This is a genomic window from Arthrobacter globiformis NBRC 12137 (assembly GCF_000238915.1).
Taxonomy (GTDB): domain Bacteria; phylum Actinomycetota; class Actinomycetes; order Actinomycetales; family Micrococcaceae; genus Arthrobacter; species Arthrobacter globiformis.
Genome location: NZ_BAEG01000073.1, coordinates 168,836 through 192,059 on the forward strand (window position 1 = coordinate 168,836; position 23,224 = coordinate 192,059).

Below are 23,224 nucleotides of genomic sequence, written 5' to 3' on the forward strand. Positions count from 1 at the left end.
TGAACACGCCGCCTGCGGCGTCATGACGCCCGGCGCACCACGCGCAGTGGTCCCCGCCGGTTCCGCAGGTCCACCTTCAGCGTCAGCTCACCTTTGCGGGCAAGCACGACGGCGACAGTCGCCGCGGCGAGCGCCGGCACCCCTCCGGCCACCAGCAGTCCGGCATGCGGATCAAAGTGCTCGGCGATGAAACCGATCATCGGTCCGCCGAGGGCCTGGCCGCCGATCAGCACCATGATGTACAGGCTCATCACGCGGCCGCGGATGCTCATGTTGGAGCTGGTCTGCACCAGCTGGTTAGATGCGGTGAGGAACATCAGGCACCAGAACCCGGACAGCACCAGGGCGGCGCCGAAGAGCGGCAGGGTGGGGACGGCGGCGGAGAGGCACAGCATCAGCCCGTACATCCCGGCCGCGAGGACCACAGACCGCAGCCGGAGCTGCCGCCGACGGGTGGACGCGACCGCCCCGGTCAGCGCCCCGAGGGCCACGAGCGCATTGAGCATCCCGTAACCGCCGGCGCCGATGCCGTACACGCGGTCCGCGAAGGCGGCGAGCAGGACCGGCAGGCTCATGGCGAACACGGAGATGAACCCCACCATGAGCCACGGCCAGTAGATGGTGGGTTTGCTCAGCGCGTACCGCAGTCCTTCCCGCAGCATGCCCTTGGACTTGGGTGCCGGCGCGCTGACGAACAGCTCGTCCCGGCGCAGCAGCAGGAGCATGGCCACGGTGGAGCAGCAGGCCGCGGCGTTGGCGGCGAAGGCCCAGCCCGCACCGACGGCCGTGAGCAGCACGCCGGCGATGGCCGGCCCGATCAGCCCGCCCAGCTGGAACGTCGTCGAGTTCACACTGATGGCGTTGCGCAGGTACCGTGGCCCCACCAGCTCGTGGACGAAGACCTGCCGGGCTGGCTGGTCCAGTACGGTGACCAAACCGAGCACCAGGGCGATGACGTAGACGTGCCAGACCTCGATCCTCCCGGTGAGCGCGAGGGCCGCGAGCGCAGCGGCGAGGATGGCAGCGGCAGACTGGCACATGATGAGAATCCTGCGCTTGGCGAACCGGTCCGCGACCATTCCGCCCCACGGTCCCAGGATCAGGGATGGCAGGAACTGCAGCGCCACCGTGAAGCCGACGGCGGTGACCGATCCGGAGAGCTGGAGCACCAGCCAGTCCTGGGCGATCCGCTGCATCCAGATCGCGATGACGGCAATGAAGTGGCCAGTGGCGAAGAGCCTGAAGTTGGGGACCCGGAGTGAGATGAAGGTGTGCCGCCACGGAAGGCGTTCACTGACGACGGCGACGGGCTGGGTGACGGTGGCCAGTGGCGGCGGTGGGGGTGTCACAGGGGTTTCCTCAGGTGAGCGGGCCGGCGGGATGTCCTCAACGCTATGGCGCACCCTTCCAATTGTGGAAGACTATTGCTCCTATAACTATCATTGCTGAACGTAATGATGCCCCGCCGTCGAGGAGGACGCATGTTCGAACCGGCCCAGCTCCGGTCGTTCCTCGCCGTCGCCGAAACGCTGAGCTTCACCAAGGCGGCAGAACGCCTGGGCCTGGCCCAGCCAACGGTCAGCCAGCACGTGCGCAAGCTTGAGACTGCCGCCAGGCGGACGCTGATCAGCCGGGACACGCGGGACGTCAGGCTGACGGACAACGGCGATGCCATGGCAGGCTTCGCGCGGAGCATCCTGGCGGCCCACGATGCCGCCGCCCGCTACTTTTCCGGTTCGGCCATGCGCGGCCGCCTGCGCTTCGGCACCGCCGACGACCTCGCCATTACGGGTCTGCCGCGCATCCTGCGTGAGTTCCGGCAGATCTATCCGCAGATCAACCTCGAGCTCACGGTCGGCCAGAGCGACCAGCTGTACAAGCGCCTGAATTCCGGCCAGCTGGACCTCGTCTTCGTGAAGTGGGTTGCCGGCGCCAAGGACGGCACGGTGGTCCAGCACGACACGTTCTCCTGGGTGGGCCTCGAACAGACCGCCCTGGAGCCGGGCCATCCGGTGCCGCTCATCGCCTACCCGGCCCCGAGCCTGAGCCGCAAGCTTGCCATCGACGCCCTCGAGTCCGTGGGCCGGACGTGGCGCATCACGTGCACCACCAAGCAGATCAGCGGCGTGCTGGCGGCCGTCCGCGCCGGCATCGGGGTGGCCGTGATGCCCTCGTCGCTGGTACCGGACGACCTGAAAATCATCACCCGGCGCTTCGAGCTGCCGCCTGTGGGGGATGTCGATTTCACACTGATCCGGAACCCTTTGGCGAACGCCGAGGTCATCGATGCCCTGACCCAGGCCATCATGGGAAGGACCCTGAAGAAGCCTGTTTGAGCCGGAAAATGATTGATAACGGTTCGCAGCTGTCTTATGCTGTGACTGTTGCGGTCATGCAGCGGCCGATAACACACAGGTTTCGATAACGAACATTGCTTGGCAATGACGCCCGCGTGTTCGGGATAGGTACGCCGTGACCACAGCCGCAAACCCCCGCTATACCAACCACTCCATGACCGTCGACGCCGAATATGTCGGCCAACCAAACTGCGAAAAGTGCGGAACAGACGAGTTCATCTACCTTGAGTCCTTCGTGCCGCCCAAGCACCGCCAGGACGGCACCGTCCGGAAGCTGGGCGAAGTCGCGTACACCTGCACGCGCTGCGAGGACTTTTCCGCACACAGCGTTCCCGCGTCGTGGACTCCACCCGGCTGGTATTTGGGTTAAGCAGCAACAGGCAAACAGATCGGGCGGGCACCTTGTGGGTGCCCGCCCGATCTATTGCCCTGTTCGCTCGATCAGCAGGCCCCTAGATCAGTGAATCGGAGAGGTGGTTCGGCGTACCGAAACGGTGCGCCGTGATGCTGACGGCCTGTTCGTGCAGGAACGGCAGCATTTCAACACGGCCAGCCTCCGTCACCTCGTGGGCGTAGATGGCCAGGTCCGGGCGGCCGCCGGTCGCGTCTGCCAGCTCAGCGGCGGAGCCGCCGATCAGGCGGATGCGTCCGCCGGACAGCTTGTCCGCCGCGGCGAGTCTGCCCACGGACGCCAGCCACGCGGCGTCGTCCTCCACCGTCACGGGGATGTCCAGTCCGGTGAGCACGGAACGCAGCCGGGCGGCAAGGTCGACGCCGGACGATACGGTGACCGGGGCACCGGCAAGTACGCCGGCGGCAACTGTCCGGACGAGCGCCCGGAGGGGCTCGCCGTCGGAAAGCCGGACGGTGACCGGCAGCGCACGGTAGCGGAAGATGTTCCGCTCGGCGCTCAGGCCCGAGACGTCCTTGGCGGTGCCGAACTCGTCCGCCCAGGCGATGGCGTCGGAGCCCAGCGCCCGCTGCAGGGCCTCGATGTCAGCGGCGCCGAGTTCGCCCTTCACGGCGTCCACGAGGCGCTGCACGCTGCGGTTGGCGATGCCCGCCGCGGCGCCCCGGGTGCTCTCGGTGCTGGTCCAGCCGCCGAGGCCGGCGAGGTAATTGGGGCCGCCGGCCTTGGTTCCGGCACCAACAGCAGACTTCTTCCAGCCGCCGAACGGCTGGCGCTGCACGATGGCACCGGTGATGCCGCGGTTGATGTAAAGGTTGCCTGCCTGGATGGTGTCCAGCCAGAGTCCCAGCTCGTCGGTGTTGAGGGAGTGCAGGCCGGCCGTGAGGCCGTACTCGATCTGGTTCTGGATGGCGATGGCCTCTTCCAGGGTGTCAGCGGTCATGACGCCGAGGACGGGGCCGAAGAACTCGGTCAGGTGGAAGTAGGAGCCGCGCTTGACGCCGTAGCGCACGCCCGGGCTCCAGAGCCGGCCGGTGTCGTCGAGCTTGCGGGGCTCGACGGCCCAGTTCTCACCCTCGCCGAGGGTGGTCAGCGCGTTGAGCAGCTTGCCCTTGGCCGGCTCGATGATCGGGCCCATCTGGCTGGTGGGGTCCTGCGGGTAGCCCACCTTGAGGGAGGTCACGGCGTCGATCAGCTGGTTGTGGAACCGCTTCGAGGTGGCCACGGAGCCCACCAGGATCACCAGCGAGGCCGCGGAGCACTTCTGTCCGGCGTGGCCGAAGGCTGAGTAGGCCACGTCCTTCGCGGCGAGGTCCAGGTCAGCGCTGGGGGTGACGATGATGGCGTTCTTGCCGCTGGTTTCGGCCAGCAGCGGCAGGTCCTTGCGGAACGAGCGGAAGAGTTCGGCGGTCTCGTAGCCGCCGGTGAGGATGACGCGGTCCACCGCGGGGTGGGAGATCAGCTGCTGGCCGAGTTCGCGTTCACCCAGCTGCACCATGGTGAGCACGTCCCGGGGCACGCCCGCCTCCCACAGCGCCTCGATCATGACGGCGCCGCTGCGGCGGGCCTGCTTGGCCGGCTTGATGACGACGGCGGAGCCGGCGGCGAGTGCCGCGAGCGTGGAACCGGCGGGGATGGCCACCGGGAAGTTCCACGGCGGGGTGACCACGGTGAGCTTCGCCGGAACGAACGTGGCGCCGTCGACGTCGTCGAGCTTGCGGGCGGATTCGGCGTAGTAGTGGGCGAAGTCAACCGCCTCACTGACCTCGGGGTCGCCCTGGTCGATGGTCTTGCCGGTCTCGCTGGCCATGACCTCGAGCAGCTCAGCGCGGCGGGCCTCGAGGACGTCGCCGGCGCGGTGCAGGATCCCGGCGCGCTCGGCGCCGGACATTGCACCCCAGGCCTTGCCCTTTTCCACGGCTGTGGCAATCACGGTGTTGAGCGTGTCCGCGTCCGCGATGGTGGCGGCTTCAACGGAGGCGTTGCCCAGGGTCGACGTCGGCACCCGGTCCAGGATGGCCCGGCCCCAGTCGCGGTTGGCGGGCAGGGACGGGTCCGTGTCCGGGGTGTTCCGGAAACCGGTCCGGGGCATCGGCTCGGCCGGGAGGCTGCGGTTCTGCCGGCGGTTGGGCGGCGGGACCTCGTCGTCGAGCTTCGCCAGGGAGGACAGGAAGCGCTGCTTTTCGCGCTCGAACAGTGCTTCGTTTTCACTGAGCTCGAAGACGGCGGACATGAAGTTTTCCTGGCTGGCGCCTTCTTCGAGGCGGCGGATCAGGTAGGCGATGGCGACGTCGAATTCGGCCGGGTGGACCACCGGCGTGTAGAGCAACAGGGAGCCGACGTCCTTCTTGACCGCCTCGGCCTGTCCCTGCGCCATGCCCAGCAGCATCTCGAATTCGATGCCCGACTCGACGCCGCGCTGCTTGGCCAGCAGCCAGGCGAAGGCGATGTCGAACAGGTTGTGGCCGGCCACGCCGATGCGGATGTTGCTGATCCGGTCCGGGTGCAGCGCGTAGTTGATGACGCGCTTGTAGTTGGTGTCCGAGTCCTGCTTGGTGCCCCAGGTGGCCAGCGGCCAGTCGTGCAGCGAGGATTCCACCTGCTCCATGGGAAGGTTGGCGCCCTTGACCACGCGGACCTTGATGGCCGCGCCGCCATCGGCACGGCGGGCGGCGGCCCAGTCCTGCAGGCGGATCATGGCGGACAGCGCGTCCGGAAGGTAGGCCTGGAGCACGATGCCGGCTTCCAGGTTCTTGAACTCAGGCTTGTCCAGGATCCGGGTGAAGACCGCGATGGTCATGTCCAGGTCCTTGTACTCCTCCATGTCCAGGTTGATGAACTTGGCTTTCGGGAAGGAGGCTGCACGGGCGAACAGCGGCGTGAGCTTCTCGACGACGTGCTCCACGGCCTCGTCGAAGGCCCAGGCGGAGTGCGGGGCCACGGTGGAGGACACCTTGATGGAGACGTAGTCCACATCCGGGCGGGCCAGCAGCGTGTGGGTTCCCTCGAGCCGGCGGGAGGCCTCGTGCTCGCCCAGCACAGCCTCGCCGAGCAGGTTCACGTTGAGCTTGATGCCGTCCTTGCGGATCTTGGCGATGGCGGGGCCCAGCTTGGAGTCGGTGGCGTCAACGATGAGGTGGCCCACCATTTCGCGCAGGACCTTGCGGGCCACCGGAATGACAACCTGCGGCAGGACCGGGGCCATGAGGCCGCCCGCCTGGACCGCGCTGCGCATGTACCAGGGCAGGAAGGCGGGAACCTTCGGGGCGAGGGCGGCGAGGTTGCGGGCGGCAACGTGCAGGTCCTCGGGACGGACTACGCCGTCCACGAAGCCCACGGTGAAGTCCAGCCCGTTCGGGTCCTTGAGGACGCCGGCGAGCTGCTCGGCGGATGCGTCCACCGGAACCTTGCTGGCTTCGGTCAGCCAGCGGCGGACGAGGGCGATGGCGTCGGTGGCCAGAGCCGTCGCTTCGGCAACGTCGGACCCTGCCGAGGGGGTGGCGACGGCGCCGGTAACAGCGGCGTCCTTGCCTGCCTGCACGCGGTGATCCGTTGCGGTGTTGGTCATGGCTTTCCTCGTTCTTTCGGTGCGATTGGATCGTCTTATCCATCAGTATGAGCTTCACTTCCCTTAAGATAAAGCGATCTTTACTGAGCGATACACGTTAGAAAAACCGATCGGTCTGTTTTTGCGTTGGCGGCCCCAATTTGCCGCCTTCCCGGCCCCGGCGATCGCCCGGTTTCCGCCGCCTTTTCCCAGACCCTCCCTCAGCTTTCGCCGCTAAACGACAAACCCTCCCTCAGCTTTCGCCGCTAAACGACAAACCCTCCCGCACCTGAGAGCGGTGCGGGAGGGTTTGTCGGCATGGCGCCGGATGACCGATAAAGAGAACTAAACGGGCGTGTGCATTTCCACGGCCTCGTCGTGACGCGGGCTGTTCGGGTTCATCAGGGAGTGCCGCTTGCCGTAGCCGAAGTAAATCACCAGGCCAATGACGAGCCAGATGCCGAAACGCAGCCAGGTTTCCCAGTGCAGTTGGAACATCAGGAAGGCGGAGGCCAGCACACCGAATGCGGGGACCACAGGCATCAGCGGCAGGCGGAAGGTCCGCGGGGCCTCCGGCTTGGTGTAGCGGAAGATGATCACGGAAACGCACACCACCACGAATGCGGCGAGGATGCCGATATTCGTGAGATCGGCGACGGCCTTGATCGGGAACACGCCGGCCAAAAGGGCCGACGCAATGCCGCCGATCCAGGTCACGCGCTGCGGGGTTCCGTGCCGGTCCGTCTTCGAGAACCAGCCGGGGAGGAGTCCGTCGCGGCTCATGGAGAACCACACGCGGGTGACGCCGAGGAGGAAGGTGAGCATCACGGTCAGGATGGACAGCACAGCGAAGACCGAGATGATGGTGGCGATGACGGGAAGGCCGACGCCCTGGAATGCCGAAGCAAATCCGGCGGCGGGATCGATGTCCTTGTAGTTCTGCATGCCGGTGAGCACGAGGGTGGCGGCAACGTAGAGCAGCATGGCGATGATGAGGGACAGGACGATGGCCTTGGGCATGTGCTTCTTGCCGTCGGTTGCCTCTTCGGCGGCGGTACTCATGGCGTCGTAGCCGAACACGGCGAAGAACACGGTGGCCGAGCCGGCCAGGACGGGACCAAAGCCGCTGGGCATGAAGGGGTTGAAGTTCTGGGTGTTGATGTAGAAGACGCCCAGCCCAATGATGAACAGGATCAAAACAACCTTGATGGCAACGGCAATCAGTTCAAACCGGCCGAAAGTCTTGGTACCGCGCGAGAGGATCCAGGTCACCAGCAGACAGACCAGGATGGCGGGGATGTTGATGATACCGCCCTTGCCTTCGTCCGCGGTGGATGTCATCCATACGGGCATGTGGATCCCGATGCCGGACAGGAACGCGTCGAAGTAGCCGGAGATGCCGATGGCCACCACAGCCACGATGGCGATGTACTCCAACAGCAGGTCCCAGCCGATGAACCAGCCGACGATTTCGCCCAGGGCCACATAGCCGTAGGTGTATGCAGAGCCGGCGCGCGGGATCATGCCGGCGAATTCTGCGTAGGACAGTGCCGCTGCGGCCGAAGCCAGGCCGGCGATCAGGAAGGAAATCAGCACCGCAGGCCCGACGCCGGGCGTGTCTGCACTGCCGTGCGCCACGAGTCCGGCCAGCGAAAAGATGCCGACGCCGATGATGCCGCCGACGCCGATGGCGGTCAGCTGCCACAGTCCGAGGGACTTGAATAGGCCGCTGTGCTTGTTCTCTACTTCGATGTCGTCAATGGGCTTGCGCCTCAAGATTGACTGCGAGTGATCTGGTGTACTCATCGGGACTCCTGCGTAGGTGCGGCCCCATCATTTCGCCCTGTGATGGGGGTAACTCAATCTGTTTAGTATGCAAGCAGTGTTGCATTAGATAAAGTGCATACTTCTAACCAGTATTCATTAGTCCAGCTATTCATTTGTGCAACCCAAGGAACAGCCCATGCTTGATGTTCGACGGTTGAGGCTGCTCCGCGAGCTGAAGATCCGGGGCACGCTCGCCGAGGTGGCCGCAGCTCTGCAGTACAGTCCTTCCTCAGTCTCCCAACAACTGGCCCTGCTTGAGAAGGAAGTTGGGGTGGAACTGCTCAGGAAAACTGGGCGCCGCGTACAACTCACACCGCAGGCCGAGGTTCTGGTGGCGCATACCGCCCACCTGCTGGAAACGCTGGAACAGGCGGAGGCAGACCTGGCCGCATCGCTGACCACAGTCTCGGGCACCGTGCGGATCGCCGTCTTCCAGTCCGCCGCACTGGCACTCATGCCGGACGCGCTGACCCGCCTCGCCGCGACCTACCCCGAGGTCCGGATCGAGATGACACAGCGCGAACCGGAGACGGCGCTGCATGAGACGTGGGCCCGGGACTTCGACCTGGTCATCGCCGAGCAGTATCCCGGCCATGCGGCGCCCCGCTACCCTGAGCTGGACCGTGTGCGCCTGACGAGTGACGCCATCCGCCTCGCGGTGCCGCCGCCCGCCGAGGGCAGGGCGGAAGTCGGCTCACTCGCAGACACGGCAGAGATGCCCTGGGTGATGGAACCGCGCGGCGCAGCGTCACGCCACTGGGCCGAGCAGGCCTGCCGGAGTGCAGGCTTCGAGCCCGACGTCCGCTTTGAAACAGCAGACCTCCAGGCCCAGATCCGCCTGATCGAGTCCGGAAACGCCGTCGCCCTGATGCCGGACCTGGTGTGGACCGGCCGGGGCACCACGGCCCAGCTGCTGGATCTTCCCGGCAAGCCGAGGCGGACGGTCTTCACGTCCGTGCGGCGCTCCGGGGCGCAGCGCCCCGCCATCCTCGCGGCCCGCGAAATCCTTGCCTCCACCGCCGCCTCCATCGCGGCTGCCCAGGAAATCGACACTGGCGCGGACGCCTCCGGCGCCCCCACGGCAACGCCGACTACGCCGGCAGCGGCAACGGCAACAGCCACCGCGGCAGCAGAAGCAGCAGGAGGCGGAGAATCGGTGTAGCGGGGGTGTTCCCTGGCTCACAGCCAAGCGTTGACCCCGGCGTTAGACTGTTCACGTTATGAATCGCACAATGTTTAAGTCCAAGATCCACCGCGCCACCGTCACGCACGCGGACCTGCACTACGTGGGGTCGGTCACCGTAGACCTGGACCTGCTGGATGCTGCCGACATCATGCCCGGCGAGCTCGTGGCCATTGTGGACGTCACCAACGGCGCCCGCCTCGAGACCTACACCATCGCCGGCGAGCGCGGTTCCGGTGTCATCGGGATCAACGGCGCGGCCGCGCACCTGATGCACGAAAACGACATCGTCATTCTGATCACCTATGCCCAAATGACCACGGATGAGGCCAAGGCCTACACCCCCAGGGTGGTCCACGTGGACAAGGACAACAGGATCGTCCAGATCGGCAACGACCCCGCGGAGGGCCACACCACCGGTCTCATGCGCCCGCCGTTCGCGTTGAACAACGCCACGTGCAGTTGACGGCGCCCCTCGGCTGATCCAGGACAACGGGCTGATCCGGGACACTGGGCCGCCAGAATGGCGAGATCCCTGCCACAAGGTGAACCGCCGCTGAATAAATCTGATTAGGCTGGGATGGTGGACGCCCCCGCCTGTAGACCCGAGCCTTCAGAGACACCCGGATGCTAGGCGTCCTCGCAGGCTTTTTTGTGGTCTGGTCCATCATCCTGGTGGGCATGTTCGTGGGCCGGCGCAAGATCCTGGGCGAGAATGCCCGCCAGGTCCTGAGCGGGCTGACCTTCTTCGTGGCCAGTCCCGCGCTGCTCTTCGAGACGCTGAGCAGGGCGAGCCTGCGCGACGTATTCGCGGCACCACTGCTCGTGGCAGCAGTAGGCGCCGCCGCCACCGCCGCACTGTTCTTTGTCATCGTCAGGTTCCTGCTCAAGCGCAGCATGCCGGAATCACTGATGTCGTCCATGAGCGCATCACTGGCCAACTCCGCCAACCTGGGCATCCCGATCGCCGTGTACGTCCTCGGCGACGCCAGCCATGTCGCTCCCCTGCTGATCTTCCAGCTGGCGTTTTTCACGCCGATGTTCCTCATGGCCCTCGATGCCACCACCAGCTCGCACCGGACCACCCCGCTCCGGTTCGTGATGCTGATCCTGAAGAATCCGATGATCGTCGGTTCGGCCCTAGGGCTGCTGGTCGCCGCAACGGGCTGGCAGGTTCCGCCACTGGTCCTGGAGCCCATCCACCTGATCGGCGGCGCCGCGATTCCGGCCATGCTGATGGCCTTCGGCATGAGCCTGAACGGGTCAAAGCCGCTGCAGGCGGCCGCCGGCCGGAGAACCGATGCCCTGCTGGCCAGCGGCTTCAAGCTCTTCGTCCACCCGGCGATCGCGTATCTCTTTGCACGCTTCGCCCTCGGGCTGGACGGCCCGGCGCTGTTCGCCGTGGTGGTCACGTCCGCCCTGCCCACCGCGCAGAATGTGTTCGTCGCCGCCAGCCGGTACAAGGCCGGGCTCACGGTCGCGAAGGACACAGTCCTGATCACCACAATCGTGGCCGTGCCTGCGATGATCGGTGTGGCCCTGCTTCTGGCATAACTGCCGCACCATCCCTAACCGCTCCGCGGCTGCCGCCCGAATTGGAGGAAATCTTGAACACTACCCTGGACACCGTGATCATCGGAGGCGGAGCCATGGGCTCCGCTGCCGCCTGGGCGCTTGCCGGCCGGGGGCGCGACGTGACCCTGCTCGAGCAGTTCACTCCGGGCCACCATAAGGGTGCCTCGCACGGCGCAACCCGGAACCTGAGCCTCTCCTACGCCGAGCCCGAGTACGTCGCCATGCTGGCCGAAACGCTGAAGCTCTGGGCCGAGCTCGAAGACGAGAGCGGCGAACGGCTGCTGGCGCGCACCGGCCTCGTCAACCACGGGCCCGACCCCCGCCTCGGCGACATTCACGCAGCGCTGAACAGCGCCGGCCTGCGGGCGGACTTCGTGCCGCTCGCCGAAGCCGGTGAGCGCTGGCGCGGCATCCGCTTCGACCAGCAGGTTCTCCACATGCCCGACGGCGGCCAGCTCAACCCCGAGGCCGCGCTCCCGGCGTTCCAGCGGCTCGCGGCGGGGAACGGTGCGGCTATTCGGCATGGCGTGAGGGTTGTGGGGCTGGAAATACTCGACGACGGCGTCCGGCTCACCGTGGACGACGGCGGCAGGACGGAGGTGCTCACCGCCCGGCAGGCGGTGGTCACCGCGGGCGGCTGGACGTCAAAGCTGCTCGCCGGGTCGGTCTCCACCCCGCGACTGACGGTCACGCAGGAGCAGCCTGCCCACTTCGGCATCACCGATGACGGCGCCACGTGGCCCGGATTCAACCACTTCCCCGGTGAGGGCTCGGACTACGCCGGCTTCTACTCCCCCGTGTATGGCATGCTGACCCCCGGCGAGGGCGTCAAGGCGGGCTGGCACGGCGTGGGGCCCGTGGTGGACCCGGACCGGAGGTCCTACCTGCCAGAACCGCGCCAGCGTGCGGCCCTGCAGCAGTACGCGCGGGACTGGCTGCCCGGCGTGGACGCCGACGCCATGACCGACATCAGCTGCACCTACACGACCGCCCCGGACCACAACTTTGTCCTGGACCGGATCGGCCCCGTGGTCATCGGGGCAGGCTTCGCCGGGCACGGCTTCAAGTTCACGCCTGTGGTGGGCCGGATCCTCGCGGACCTTGCCACCGGAGAGGGCCCGGCGCCGGGGATCTTCGCCTCCTCCCGGGCCTAGAGCGGCTTCGCTGCCTCCACGTCAGTTCCGCTGGTGCTGGTCCAGGAGCCGGGCGCAGCGGATGAACCCAAGGTGTGAGTACGCCTGCGGGTGGTTCCCCAGGTGCGTCTCGGTGCCCGGGTCGTACTCCTCCGGCAGCAGCCCCGTGGGTCCGAACAGATTGACCAGCTGGTCGAACAGGTCCCAGGCCTCGGCGATCCGGCCTACGGCCACATACGCCTCGATCAGCCAGGTGGTGCAGATGTGGAAGCCGCCCTCGAGGCCCGGCAGGCCGTCGTCGTACTTGTACCGGAAGACCGTGGGTCCCACGCGGAGTTCCCGCTCCACGGCAGTGACGGTGTCCAGGAACCGCTGGTCGTTGGCGTCGAGCAGGCCGGACAGTCCGATGTGCAGGACCGCGGCGTCAAGGTCGGGGCTGTCGTAGGCGACTGTGTAGGACGCGGCGGTGTGGTCCCATCCCTCGCGGAGCACCTCGTCCCGGATGGTCGCGGCCGTGTCCGCCCAGGCAGGCTCGGGGCTGCGGCCGTGGCGTGCGGCGGTGCGCAGGGCCCGGTCCAGCGTGACCCAGCACATCACCTTGGTGTAGACGTGGTGCCTCGGTGCGCGGCGCGCCTCCCAGATGCCGTGGTCCGCCTCATGCCACCGCGTCAGCACGGCACTGGCCATCTGGACCAGCAGCTCCCAGTGCTCGTCCGCCAGCGAACCCCGGGACTCACTTAGCCCGTGGATCAGCTCGGCAATCGGGCCAAAGACATCCAGCTGGACCTGGTGGTCCGCGGCGTTGCCGATCCGCACGGGACGCGAGCCGGCATATCCGGGCAGGCTCTCGATGATGGCCTCCGTGGACAGCGGTGCGCCGGTGACGGAATACAGCGGATGCAGCCATTCCGGCCCCGGGGCATTGGCCAGGATGCCGGTCAGCCACCTGAGGAAACCGTCCGCCTCCACCGTCGACCCCAGATCCACCAGGGCGCTGACGGTCATGGAGCCGTCGCGCAGCCAGCAGTAGCGGTAATCCCAGTTGCGGGTCCCCCCAATGCCCTCCGGCAGGGATGTGGTGGGGGCCGCGAGCACCGCGCCGGTGGGCTCGTGGACCAGCGCGCGCAGCACCAGCGCCGAGCGCCGCACCAGGGACGGTTTGACGGACGGCAGCGTCAGGCCCTGGACCCAGCGGCGGGAATGATGGGCGACGGCGGCCCTGCGGTCCGCTTCGTCCGTCGCCGCTTCGTCCGCACCGTGCGGGCGCTGGGGCTCCGTGTCACCGCACCGGAGGTTGAGGACAACCGGTCCGTGCTGCAGGTTAACCTCGGCGGTGGCCGTGGCGTGCCGCCCGTCCGAGGTGATGGTAAAACTGGCATCCGGTGCCAGCAGGATGATGGGGTCGGACGTCCCGACGACGTGAAGCTCGCCGCCGCGTGCCTCCATGCTGAAGGGGGCATTGGCATAATCCGGCCGGGGTGCGAAGACGATCCGGGCCGCACCGGTGCCGGACAGCACCCGGACCAGGCTGGTGATCCCTTCCGGGGCGGGCTCAAGATAGTCGGTCACGGTGACGTCCGCCCACCGTGTTTCCACGATCATCGTGCTGTCGACGTACCGCTGGCCCAAAACCCGCGACGCCTTGACCGGTTCCACGGAGAAGTGCCCGGCGGCGTCGCCGCCCAGGATGTGGGCAAAGAGGGAGCCCGAGTCCGGCAGCGGGTGGCTCATCCAGCAGATCTTAGCCTCGGGCGTCACGAGCGCCGTGGAGGAACCGTTCCCGATCATCGAGTGCCGCTCCAGGCCGACGGCGTCCTCACCGAAAAGCCAGGCGCGGCGCAGCTCAAAGAGGATTCCGAGCACCCGGGCGAACGATTCGGGATCCTTCAGCCGGTGTTTGACCTGCGACGGCAGGTCCCCCACCCACAGCCCCATGTCCGGGCCGCGCAGCGTGGCCATGGCCAGTTCGTCGCTGACGGCGTCCCCCGCGTACAGCGCGGCGCTCACCCCCAGGCGTGCCCGCAGGTGGTCCATCGCATCGGCCTTGGAGGGCTGCACCACGGACAGGTCCAGGACGGAACCGTCCACGATGAAGAACAGCCCGAGGGCCCGGGCAACCTCCTCGGCCTTCCTGGCACATTCGGCCGCGACGTCCGGGGCGGCGGACCTGGTATGGACAGAGACCGCGACGGGCTTCCGTTCGATGGTGATTCCCTTGTAGGCGCCCACGGCTTCGAGCAGCGACTGGTTGGCCTGCTGCAGCACTGACTCGGTGGACAGGGACAGTCCGTGCGCGAATCCCATGTCGAACTCCGCCCCGTGCGAACCCACCAGGTGGACCTCGGCAGGAAGCCTGGAGACCGCGGCCAGGTCACGCAGCGACCGCCCGGAGATGACGGCGGCGTGCGTGTTGGGCAGGGCGGCCAGGGCCCTGAGGGCGATGGCCGCGCCACCAAGCGGCAGCGTTTCGGTGGAGATGCCTTCGGCGGCACACAGGGTCCCGCCGTAATTGCAGGCGACGAGCAGCCCCGGCGTCCGGGCCAGAATCTTCAGTTCGCCGAGCAACTGGGGTGTGAGCCCGTCGTCGGCCGCCTCCGTTTGGACGAAGGCCCGAAGCAGGCCCAGCGGCAGGGATTTTGTCAGCAGTGCGGAATCGGCCACCGTCTGGTTGAGCGGAGTTGGCATGCGCGGCAATCCTTCGGATTATCCCCAATAGGTATTGGACGCCTCAAGTGTCCGCCGCGGCCGTTTCCCCTGAATATCCCCGTTATTGCGGTCGTGTAACTTTGTGGGCTCTCTTCCTGCCAGCCGGGTCAGCAGTTGGGCGAATCATATTCGTAGGCTCCGGCGTCAGCAGCGGCCGTTCCGCTGCAGTCCCCGTTCTGAACGGAGGGGGCTTGCATGAGGTCCACCGTGTAGGGCGTGGTGCCGGCCCTGTCGATGGCGGGACTGGTGCTGGTCAGGCGGAGGTCCGCGGGTGCACTGACAAATCCTGCAGGCGCCATGCTGGTGGTGCTGTTCGGCGTGATGTTCGTCGGGCCGTTGAGGACGTTCTGCTTCTCGGTCCAGCCCGAACCGTTGATCCACAGGGAGTTCTTAACGCCCACCAGGATGTTGGCCCGGACCACCGTTGAGGACGGGCATGTCGCGTGGCACACGATCGCCTGCGACTGGGTGCCGGTCAGGTAGACCGTGTTGAACTCAAAAACAGTGCCGTTGGTGGGGCCGAACGATGTCCCGTTTCCACGGGCAATGAGGCCCTTGGCCTCGGAGCAGTTGGCGCCGCAGGTCGAGCGGATGAGGTTGTAGCGGAACGTGTTGCCGTCCGCCGTTCCGGAGGACTTTCCAAGTTCGGAGAAGTTGTTGTTGTCCAGCGACACGTTGTGGTGAATGTTGTTGCGGCTGCCGTTGTAAATTTCGAACGCACCGCCGTCCTGGTTGTAGTCATAGGACTTGCCGGTGGACCCGCTGACGGTGTTGCCGGAGAATTCATTGTCACTGCCGTTTATCAGGACGCCAAAAGCTCCCGAGTCGTCGCTGCAGTTCACGGCAACCGACGTGCCGCAATTGGTGCCCGGCGTATTCACATTCATCACGTTGTTGCTGGTGAGCGAATTTCCCGTGTAGTTGCCGTAGTCGGACCCGCTGCCGACCTTTAGCCCGACGGCATTGTTGGACGCGCTGGAGTTCCTCACGGTATTGCGGTCGCCGGTGATGCTGATTCCGGCGTAGCCGCAGGCCACGGCGCGGAGACCCTCAACGATGGTGTAGCTGCCGTTGATCCGGATGCAGTTTCCTGATTTTCCGCCGGTGACTATGGGGGCGTTGCCCGTGCCGTAACTGTTGAGCGTGATGGGAGCGGTGGAGGTTCCGCTTTGTGCGGTGACGACGCCGCCAGTGAAGGTGTCGCCCCGGCGGAACCTGACGGTGTCGCCTGGCTTGAGGACCGCCTGGTTGACCTTGGAGAGGGTCTTCCACGCCGATGTGCTGGCCGTGCCGGAGTTGCTGTCGCTGCCGGCCGCGCTGACATAGTACGTGGTGCCTGCGGCGGACGCCGGAGCAGCAGCTCCGGCAATCAATCCGCCGACCATGAGGAAAGTGGCGAGAACTGCGGCGGCCGGAGATTTGATCTTCATGTTTTTACCTGCATCTGATCAATGGCGGGACGTGCTTTATGGCAGAGCAATGCCTTATTCGTAAAGCACCCCGTGCACGGTCGATCCAGATCAGGCACACCGAATTACCCCGCCCTTGGCATTCAGGAGCGGGACAACGGCGTGTAGTGATTTGAGACCGCTACATTCAACCCAGCCGGCAATGAGTGTTCAGATTGAGACCTTGCGCACTTAAAGCTAGGTTCCGCCCCGCCCGAAGTCAAAAGATATCAGTTGAATAATGGGGCACTGAATGCCCCATTATGCGGCGGTCATTTCCCGCTCCACGCGTTGACCTGCAGGTTTAGTCAAAACGCATCTGCCAGAGCGGGACCAATATTTCTTTTTCCTGAGGGAGTTAGACGCTGACCAGTCCGGCTGCCTCTGCCAGGAGCTCAACCGAGCGCAGCCGTTCTTCGGTTCCGGTGCTCTGGTGCGCCACGATGAGCTCGTCGGCGTCGGCGTGCCGGGCAAAGCCGTCCAGATAATCCAGCACGACGTCCGGGGTGCCCACGGCAGAGTACTTCATCATCTGCGAGACGTGCCGTCCCTGCGGCGAGTCCAGAATCATGTCCGCCTCGTCGTCGGTGAATTGCCTCCCGCCGCCGAAGAACAGTGAGACGCGGGCACGCATCGTGGCACGCAGGATCTCCTGGGCGTCTGAGGCAGCATCGGCGGCCACCACGTTGACGCCTGCGATGACGTGCGGCGCGGCCAGCTGCTCTGACGGTTTGAACTCCCGGCGGTACACGGCGACGGCGTCCTGCAGCGCGTTCGGGGCGAAGTGGGAGGCGAAGGCGTAAGGCAGCCCCAGCTGCGCAGCCAGCCGCGCCCCGAAAAGGGAGGAGCCCAGAATGTAGAGGGGAACGTTGGTTCCCCTTCCCGGCGTCGCCTCCACGCCCTGCACGCGGGTGGGCCCGGTGAGGTAGCCCTGCAGCTCCAGGACGTCCTGCGGGAAGGTGTCGGCCGAGCCCGGATCACGGCGCAGCGCCCGCATGGTGTTCTGGTCGCTGCCCGGCGCACGTCCGAGGCCCAGGTCAATCCGGCCCGGATGCAGGGTCTCCAGGGTGCCGAACTGCTCGGCGATGGTGAGCGGGGAATGGTTGGGCAGCATCACTCCGCCGGCGCCCAGACGGATGGTGTCGGTGTGGGCGGCGACATGGGCGATCAGCACGGACGTGGCAGACGACGCGATCGAGGACATGTTGTGGTGCTCGGCGTACCAGACCCGCCGATATCCGAGCTTCTCCGCCAGCTGCGCCATGGCGACGCTCCCGGCAAAGCTCTCCGCCGCCGTCTGGCCCTTGCCGATGGTTGCCAGGTCGAGGATGGAGAGGGGAACAGTCACTGTGGAGCCGGCCTTTCGTTGCGGTGCGCTGGCGGGCCGTTCCGGTAGCGGAACAGGCACACTGGCGACAACGACGGCGGCGGCCGGGATATTTCTGGATGTCGCCGTGGCTTCGGACACGGAGGAAGGGGGCCACCGTTTCCGGCGACCCCCTTCCCGCGGTTTAACCCATGCGTGCTACTTGCCGGCTCAAGTCCGCAGCAGCGCTACTTCAGCTTGAAGTTGGCATTGATGTGGGAACCGTCGGCTGACGTCATGCTGAGCTGGAAGCAGACCCCTGGCATGTTCGGCGTCTTCCAGTTGTAGATGTACTGGCCACCCGTCGAGTCGTACCTCAGGGAGGTATTTCCGGTGGCCGTGATCTCGATTCCGTCCTGGAGAGCCAGCGGACTGCACGCGATCTGCCGGACTCCCATCTTCACGATGCTGGTGTCCGTCAGCTCTGTGGCGCCCACGAACACTTCGAATTTGGCAGGTACGGTGCTTCCTGCCTTCACCGTGTTGAGGACGCCGCCCATGTCGATGGGCTGGTAGAAGCCCTTGGGCTCCCAGGCTTTCACCGTGTAGGTCTGCGTAATTACGGATGTGCGTCCCGCATTGTCCGTGGCCGTGGCCGTCAAGGTGTGCGTGCCCACCTCCGCAGAGTAGCCGGTCACGGCGCAACTGGCCGGACCTGAACCCGCATCCGTGGCGGTGCATGTGGGCTGGGCGCCGAGGGACCTGAAGTACGCGTCCGCCAGAACTGAGTCGAATGTGGCAACCGGATCCGTCAGGTCCACTTTGAAGGCCGCGCTGGACACTTCACCGGCGGGCGTTGTGTTGTCCGCGTCATCCGTGAACGCCGGGCTGGCCAGGACCATGCCGGTGCCTTCTCCACTGGACACCGCCGTCTTGACGGCGGACTCCGGACCCGAGAGTGCATCCGTCCCGGTAAACGTCGCCGTGACCGGGCCGGTGTACCAGCCGTTCGCGCCCTCCGTGCCGCTGAGGTTCGTGAACGAAACGGACGGCGCCGTGAGGTCGATCTTGTAGCTTGCGGACGGTGTGCCGGTTTCCGAGGCATTGCCGGCAAGGTCCGCGAAGGCCGGGCTGCCAACAACGACGGTGGCTCCCTCTCCAGCGGATGTTGCGGTCTGGGTTGCTACGGCCGGCCCCGACACTGCGTCAGTTCCGGTGAACGTTGCCGTGACGGGGGCGTTGTACCAGCCCTTGGCATTCGGCTCCCTGTCGGCTTCCGTGTACGCCACCACTGGCGCCGTGCCGTCGATCTTAAAGCTTGGGGTAACCGCTCCAAGGGCCGAGGCGTTGCCCGCGGTGTCACTGAACACCGGGCTCCTGACCTCTATGGCCGCTCCTTCGGTGCCCGCAGCTGTTGTTTCGCTCGCGGACTGGGCGGCGGGGCCGGATGTTGCGTCGGTGGCGGTGAACGTGGCCGTAACGGGCCCCCTAAACCAGCCGTCGTTGCCGACTGGTCCTTCTGCGCCTGCGTAGCTCACTGCGGGAGGGGTTGCGTCAAGGCCCAAGGGCACAGTGTCCTTGGAGGTGGAGCCTCCGGCGCTGGTTGCGGAGCAGGTGTACGCGATTTTCACCTGGTCCGCCGAAATAGCCTGTTCCTCGCAGCCGGTAGTGACCAACGAGCCTGGCGACTCGGGATCGGTGACGGTCCAGCTGAGGATCAGCGGAGCGGTGAACCACTCGCTGAGGCCGTTGGGCGTCCCCGGGTTCAGGGTGTAGCTGATCTGCGGACCGCTGGGGTCCCCGATGCTGTAGGTGGCTGAGCCGCTGGCGGTGAGCCCGCCGCCGTCCGTGTAGCTGCAGCTCGCTGTCTGCTGGCCGATGCCATCCGCCGCGTAAGGACCGGTGATGCCGCTGAGTGTTGCAGCGACGGTGCGGTTCCCGTCTTCCGCGTCGACGACGCTGCAGGACGCTGCGGGGACGGCGCCCTTGGAGTACGAAGCGCCCGTAGTCACACCGGCGACTGACAGGGTCGGCGCCGTGTTCGCAGGAGCGGGGGCCGCCACATTGACTGTAAACGTCGCCGGGGCAAGGTCAAAGGTTCCGCCGGTGCTATTGAAGGTCTGAGTGGCGGAGATGGTGGTCAAGCCAGCTGCCACAGGGGTGACCGTCACCAGCTTCGTGCTGCCACAGGCTGTGAACGTCACGGACGAGGGGCTGACGGTTGCTGCCGCCGGATTGCTTGATGCCAGGCCCAGGGTCAAGACGGTGCTGCCGGTCAGATTGCAGCCGTTCTTGCCATCATTGTTGGCCGGGGAAACGGCAAGCGTTGTGGTGCCAGTGGCGCCGCCCACATTCAATGGCATGCTTTCGGCCGCGGCATCCACGCTCGCATCAACATTGTTGTAGACCACGTCCGCCTGTGCCACACCCGCCGCGGACAGCAGCAGGCCGCTCACCGTGACCGCGGCCAGGACCTTCCGTCCGGCGCCAACAGACGTGGCGGACCACCACCCAGCTCCGGGCCGGGCCCTCATTCTTTGCCCGGGGCTTTTTCGGTCTGAATAGTTCACTGCAGCGCCTCCCTCGCGAGAATGCGGCCACCATTAGCCGCAAATGTAGATCAGAGGCTATGGGCGCACGCCCGGAAAGACACCAGTAGTTTCCACTCGACTTTGCGTGTTTCCGTACCTGTTTTATGGACGCTCTACTCAATATTTAACTGAGGCTCCCCATCCCGAAACCATCAATTTCCTGGCTTTCACCAGAGATCTGGATTCCCGCGGCTAAGCTGTCGGCATGGCCAACAAGTCCACTGCAGATAAAGTAGCCACCATCCAAAAGGGCTATGCCCTGGAGGGTGCCACCATCGAACTGGGCGCCGCCATCGTCGACGGCGAACTGCACAAGGACGCTCCCGTCCGGCTGCCGCTGTCCATGATGAACCGGCACGGGCTCGTGGCCGGTGCCACCGGCACTGGCAAGACAGTCACCTTGCACATGATGGCCGAACAGCTCTCGACCGCCGGGGTGCCCGTATTCCTGGCAGACATCAAGGGCGACCTCTCCGGGCTTGCCACGGCGGCGGCCGGAAGCGACAAGCTGGCCAAGCGTACCGAGAGCATCGGGCAGGCCTGGTCAGGAAAGACGTTTCCAGTGGAGTTCCTGGCCCTTGGCGGGGATGGCGACGGCATCCCGGTCCGCGCCACCATTACGTCGTTCGGGCCCATCCTGCTCTCCCGGGTGCTGGAGCTCAACGACACGCAGGAATCCAGCCTCCAGCTCGTGTTCCACTTTGCGGACAAGAACAACCTCGAGCTGGTGGACCTGAAGGACCTGCGAGCCGTCATCCAGTTCCTCATCTCCGATGAGGGCAAGGAAGCGCTCAAGGAGCTGGGCGGCCTGTCCAAGGCCACCGCCGGCGTCATCCTGCGCGAGCTGGTGACACTCGAGGCGCAGGGCATGGAGCGTTTCTTCGGCGAGCCCGAGTTCGACACCGCCGAGCTGCTCCGCACGGCGCCGGACGGGCGTGGCGTCATCAGCTGCCTGGAGCTGCCCACCCTGCAGACCAAGCCGATGGTTTTCTCCACGTTCCTCATGTGGCTGCTCGCGGACCTGTTCGAGGACCTGCCCGAGGCCGGCGATCTCGACAAACCCAAGCTGGTGTTCTTCCTTGACGAGGCGCATCTGCTCTTCAACGACGCCTCCAGGGCGTTCCTGGAAGCCATCACCACCACCGTCCGCCTGATCCGTTCCAAGGGTGTGGGCATCTTCTTCGTCACGCAGACCCCGAAGGATGTTCCGGCGGACGTCCTCGGACAGCTGGCCAACCGCGTCCAGCACGCCCTCAGGGCTTTCACCCCGGAGGACGCGAAGGCCCTCAAGGCCACGGTCTCCACGTTCCCGGTCAGCGACTATGACCTCGAGGAAACCCTGACGTCCGCGGGCATCGGCGAAGCCGTCATCACGGTGATGAACGAGCGCGGAGCCCCGACGCCGGTTGCCCTGACCCGTCTCCGGGCGCCGGAATCCGTCATGGGCCCCAGCGCCGTCGACCTGGTCAGGAGCACCGTGGCAGGGTCTGCGCTGCTCGCGAAGTATGGCACTGCGGTGGACAACGTCTCGGCGTACGAGAAGCTGACTGGCAAGGCCGCGGCGTCCACAGGGGCCGCGGCACCCGGGCAGCCGCCGTCGCCTTCGCCCGAAGTGTTTGTCCCGGGCAATCCTGACCCCACAGCCATCGACGACGAAGCCCGCCGCATTGAGGAGGAGATCCTCGGCCGTCCCAGCAGCAGGCAGCCCAGTACCGGCCAGCCCGGCGGCGGGTCCGTACCTCCGGCCCCGGCCAGGCGCCAGGCTCCCCAGTCCGGCGGCATGATGGACGACATCACCGGCGCCCTCGGCGGGGTCCTTGGCAGCGGCCTGAAAAGCATGGCCCGGTCCATGGGAACGCAGCTCGGCCGGGAGCTCCTGCGGGGCGTTTTTGGCACCTCGTCCCGGCGCCGCCGCTAGCCGCAGGCAGCGCCGAAAGCGGCGGGTGGGGCCCCGCCGTCGTGCGTTCCTGCGCGTTGGGCGGGCGTCATGGGGACCGGCCGTACTCCAGAGTTGCGTGGCGTTGCAGGTAACGTGGGGTGCGTGCAAATGAGTCAAGCGTTGGTGAAGACGGCGGCCGGGTGGCTGCTGGGCCTCATGCTTGCCATCGTTGGGTCCATCGTTTCGGTCAATCTGGTCAATTCCTCCGTGGCCAGTCCGCAGCAGCCCGTGCGCGAATATCTGGAGGCTCTGCAGCACGGCGAAGGGGAGCGGGCGCTTGGCCTGCTCCGCGCGTCGGTGCCGGACGCCGACGCAGCCATGCTCGACGGAACTGCCCTGCAGACGTCGGCGTCGCGGATCACGAACGTCAAGCTCGGCGCAGCAGTGGGCCGCGGCGGCAACCGGGTGATGGTGCCGATGGACTACACCATCGACGGCAGCCAGCTGCACACCGAGTTCCTGCTGGAGAGCACCGGCACCGAATGGCTGTTCTTCCATAAGTGGTCCTTCGTGCCCAGCACCCTCCCCACCGTCGACGTGACGGTGGTGAACTCCAGTGAGGCAACCATGAACGGCGTGCCGGTGAACATGCCGGGCGGGCACAACAGCTTCGCGGTGTTCTACCCGGGCGAGTATGAGGCGTCCCTCAACGGCCAGTACTTCGCAGCTCCCCCCACGCGGGCCACAGTCTCGGGACGGGAAGCTCCTGCTGCCCCGCTGAACCTGCTGACGCATGCCACGGACGAACTTAACCAGGCGGTGTCCGCCCGGGTCAAGGAGTTCCTCGACAAGTGCGCGGCGGAAGCCGGCCAGCAGCAAAAGCTCCAGCCCGACTGCCCGTTCTACCACGTGACCAACAACCGCGTGGTGGACGGCACCATCAAGTGGAGCATCACCGAGTACCCGAAAATCACCATCGAGCCTTTCGACGGCAGGTGGGTGGTGGCGCCGCTGGACGGCAAGGCTAAGATCACGGCCGAGCAGGTCGATCTGTTCACCGGAGCCGTCTCGCCCCTGGACGTGGAGCACGATTTCAGCTTCACCACCCGGCTGGACATCGACGGGGACACCATCAAGGTCACGCCCCTGCTCACCTTCTAGGGGCTGCGTCCGGCCAGCGTCACCCCGCGTCCGCCGGCGTCGTCCCGCGTCCTCCCGCGTCACGCAGAGCGGCTTTTTCGCGCACCTCATCCCGTCCAGCCC

At 66.2% G+C, this 23,224-nt stretch carries 15 protein-coding genes; 8 read left to right on the forward strand and 7 right to left on the reverse strand.

The annotated features are described in order from the left end of the window. Positions 1–20: 20 nt before the first annotated feature. Positions 21–1,349: an MFS transporter gene (locus tag ARGLB_RS13290; RefSeq protein WP_003803286.1), complete on the reverse strand. Its 1,329-nt coding sequence runs from the start codon at positions 1,347–1,349 to the stop codon at positions 21–23. Positions 1,350–1,481: 132 nt separating this feature from the next. Between ARGLB_RS13290 and ARGLB_RS13295 the strand changes: the two genes are divergently transcribed. Then, the gene (locus ARGLB_RS13295) at positions 1,482–2,336 is read left to right on the forward strand and encodes a LysR family transcriptional regulator (RefSeq protein ID WP_003803288.1); all 855 of its coding nucleotides are present in this window, start codon (positions 1,482–1,484) and stop codon (positions 2,334–2,336) included. Positions 2,337–2,472: 136 nt separating this feature from the next. After that, the gene (locus tag ARGLB_RS13300) at positions 2,473–2,727 is read left to right on the forward strand and encodes a hypothetical protein (protein ID WP_003803290.1); all 255 of its coding nucleotides are present in this window, start codon (positions 2,473–2,475) and stop codon (positions 2,725–2,727) included. 82 nt (positions 2,728–2,809) lie between these two features. Here the strand turns inward: ARGLB_RS13300 and ARGLB_RS13305 are convergent, their stop codons facing one another. Together ARGLB_RS13305 and ARGLB_RS13310 are read right to left on the reverse strand one after the other, a co-directional pair. Then, positions 2,810–6,334, reverse strand: a complete 3,525-nt coding sequence (locus ARGLB_RS13305) for a bifunctional proline dehydrogenase/L-glutamate gamma-semialdehyde dehydrogenase (protein ID WP_003803292.1) — start codon at positions 6,332–6,334, stop codon at positions 2,810–2,812. A 324-nt stretch (positions 6,335–6,658) separates the two neighbouring features. After that, a complete protein-coding gene (locus tag ARGLB_RS13310) occupies positions 6,659–8,119 on the reverse strand; it encodes an amino acid permease (RefSeq protein WP_003803293.1) in 1,461 nt (486 codons plus the stop codon). A 157-nt stretch (positions 8,120–8,276) separates the two neighbouring features. On the opposite strand from ARGLB_RS13310, the gene ARGLB_RS13315 reads away from it, so the two are divergent. From ARGLB_RS13315 to ARGLB_RS13330, 4 genes are all read left to right on the forward strand, one after another. Further along, positions 8,277–9,302 carry a LysR substrate-binding domain-containing protein gene (locus ARGLB_RS13315; protein ID WP_003803295.1) on the forward strand — a complete coding sequence of 342 codons (1,026 nt, stop codon included), beginning with the start codon at positions 8,277–8,279 and terminating at the stop codon, positions 9,300–9,302. A gap of 58 nt (positions 9,303–9,360) precedes the next feature. Next, positions 9,361–9,789: an aspartate 1-decarboxylase gene (gene panD, locus ARGLB_RS13320; protein WP_003803297.1), complete on the forward strand. Its 429-nt coding sequence runs from the start codon at positions 9,361–9,363 to the stop codon at positions 9,787–9,789. 161 nt (positions 9,790–9,950) lie between these two features. Next, on the forward strand, positions 9,951–10,877 hold the full coding sequence (locus tag ARGLB_RS13325) for an AEC family transporter (RefSeq protein WP_003803298.1): 927 nt from the start codon (positions 9,951–9,953) through the stop codon (positions 10,875–10,877). A 53-nt stretch (positions 10,878–10,930) separates the two neighbouring features. Beyond that, positions 10,931–12,052, forward strand: coding sequence for an FAD-dependent oxidoreductase (locus tag ARGLB_RS13330; protein WP_043419084.1), 1,122 nt, complete (start codon positions 10,931–10,933; stop codon positions 12,050–12,052). Between the two features lie 21 nt (positions 12,053–12,073). Here ARGLB_RS13330 and ARGLB_RS13335 read toward each other — a convergent pair whose 3' ends face one another. The 4 genes from ARGLB_RS13335 to ARGLB_RS13350 form a co-directional block, all read right to left on the reverse strand. Next, entirely contained in the window at positions 12,074–14,716 is a 2,643-nt protein-coding gene (locus ARGLB_RS13335; protein ID WP_003803302.1) for a trehalase-like domain-containing protein, read from the reverse strand. Between the two features lie 128 nt (positions 14,717–14,844). After that, positions 14,845–16,167 carry a right-handed parallel beta-helix repeat-containing protein gene (locus tag ARGLB_RS13340; RefSeq protein ID WP_003803304.1) on the reverse strand — a complete coding sequence of 441 codons (1,323 nt, stop codon included), beginning with the start codon at positions 16,165–16,167 and terminating at the stop codon, positions 14,845–14,847. A gap of 376 nt (positions 16,168–16,543) precedes the next feature. Continuing rightward, a complete protein-coding gene (locus ARGLB_RS13345) occupies positions 16,544–17,533 on the reverse strand; it encodes an LLM class flavin-dependent oxidoreductase (protein ID WP_003803306.1) in 990 nt (329 codons plus the stop codon). Positions 17,534–17,739: 206 nt separating this feature from the next. Further along, the gene (locus ARGLB_RS13350; protein ID WP_003803309.1) at positions 17,740–20,025 is read right to left on the reverse strand and encodes a PxKF domain-containing protein; all 2,286 of its coding nucleotides are present in this window, start codon (positions 20,023–20,025) and stop codon (positions 17,740–17,742) included. A 262-nt stretch (positions 20,026–20,287) separates the two neighbouring features. On the opposite strand from ARGLB_RS13350, the gene ARGLB_RS13355 reads away from it, so the two are divergent. Beyond that, the gene (locus ARGLB_RS13355) at positions 20,288–22,000 is read left to right on the forward strand and encodes a helicase HerA-like domain-containing protein (RefSeq protein WP_003803311.1); all 1,713 of its coding nucleotides are present in this window, start codon (positions 20,288–20,290) and stop codon (positions 21,998–22,000) included. Between the two features lie 129 nt (positions 22,001–22,129). Next, positions 22,130–23,122, forward strand: a complete 993-nt coding sequence (locus tag ARGLB_RS13360; RefSeq protein ID WP_175304992.1) for a hypothetical protein — start codon at positions 22,130–22,132, stop codon at positions 23,120–23,122. The last annotated feature ends 102 nt before the right edge of the window (positions 23,123–23,224 follow it).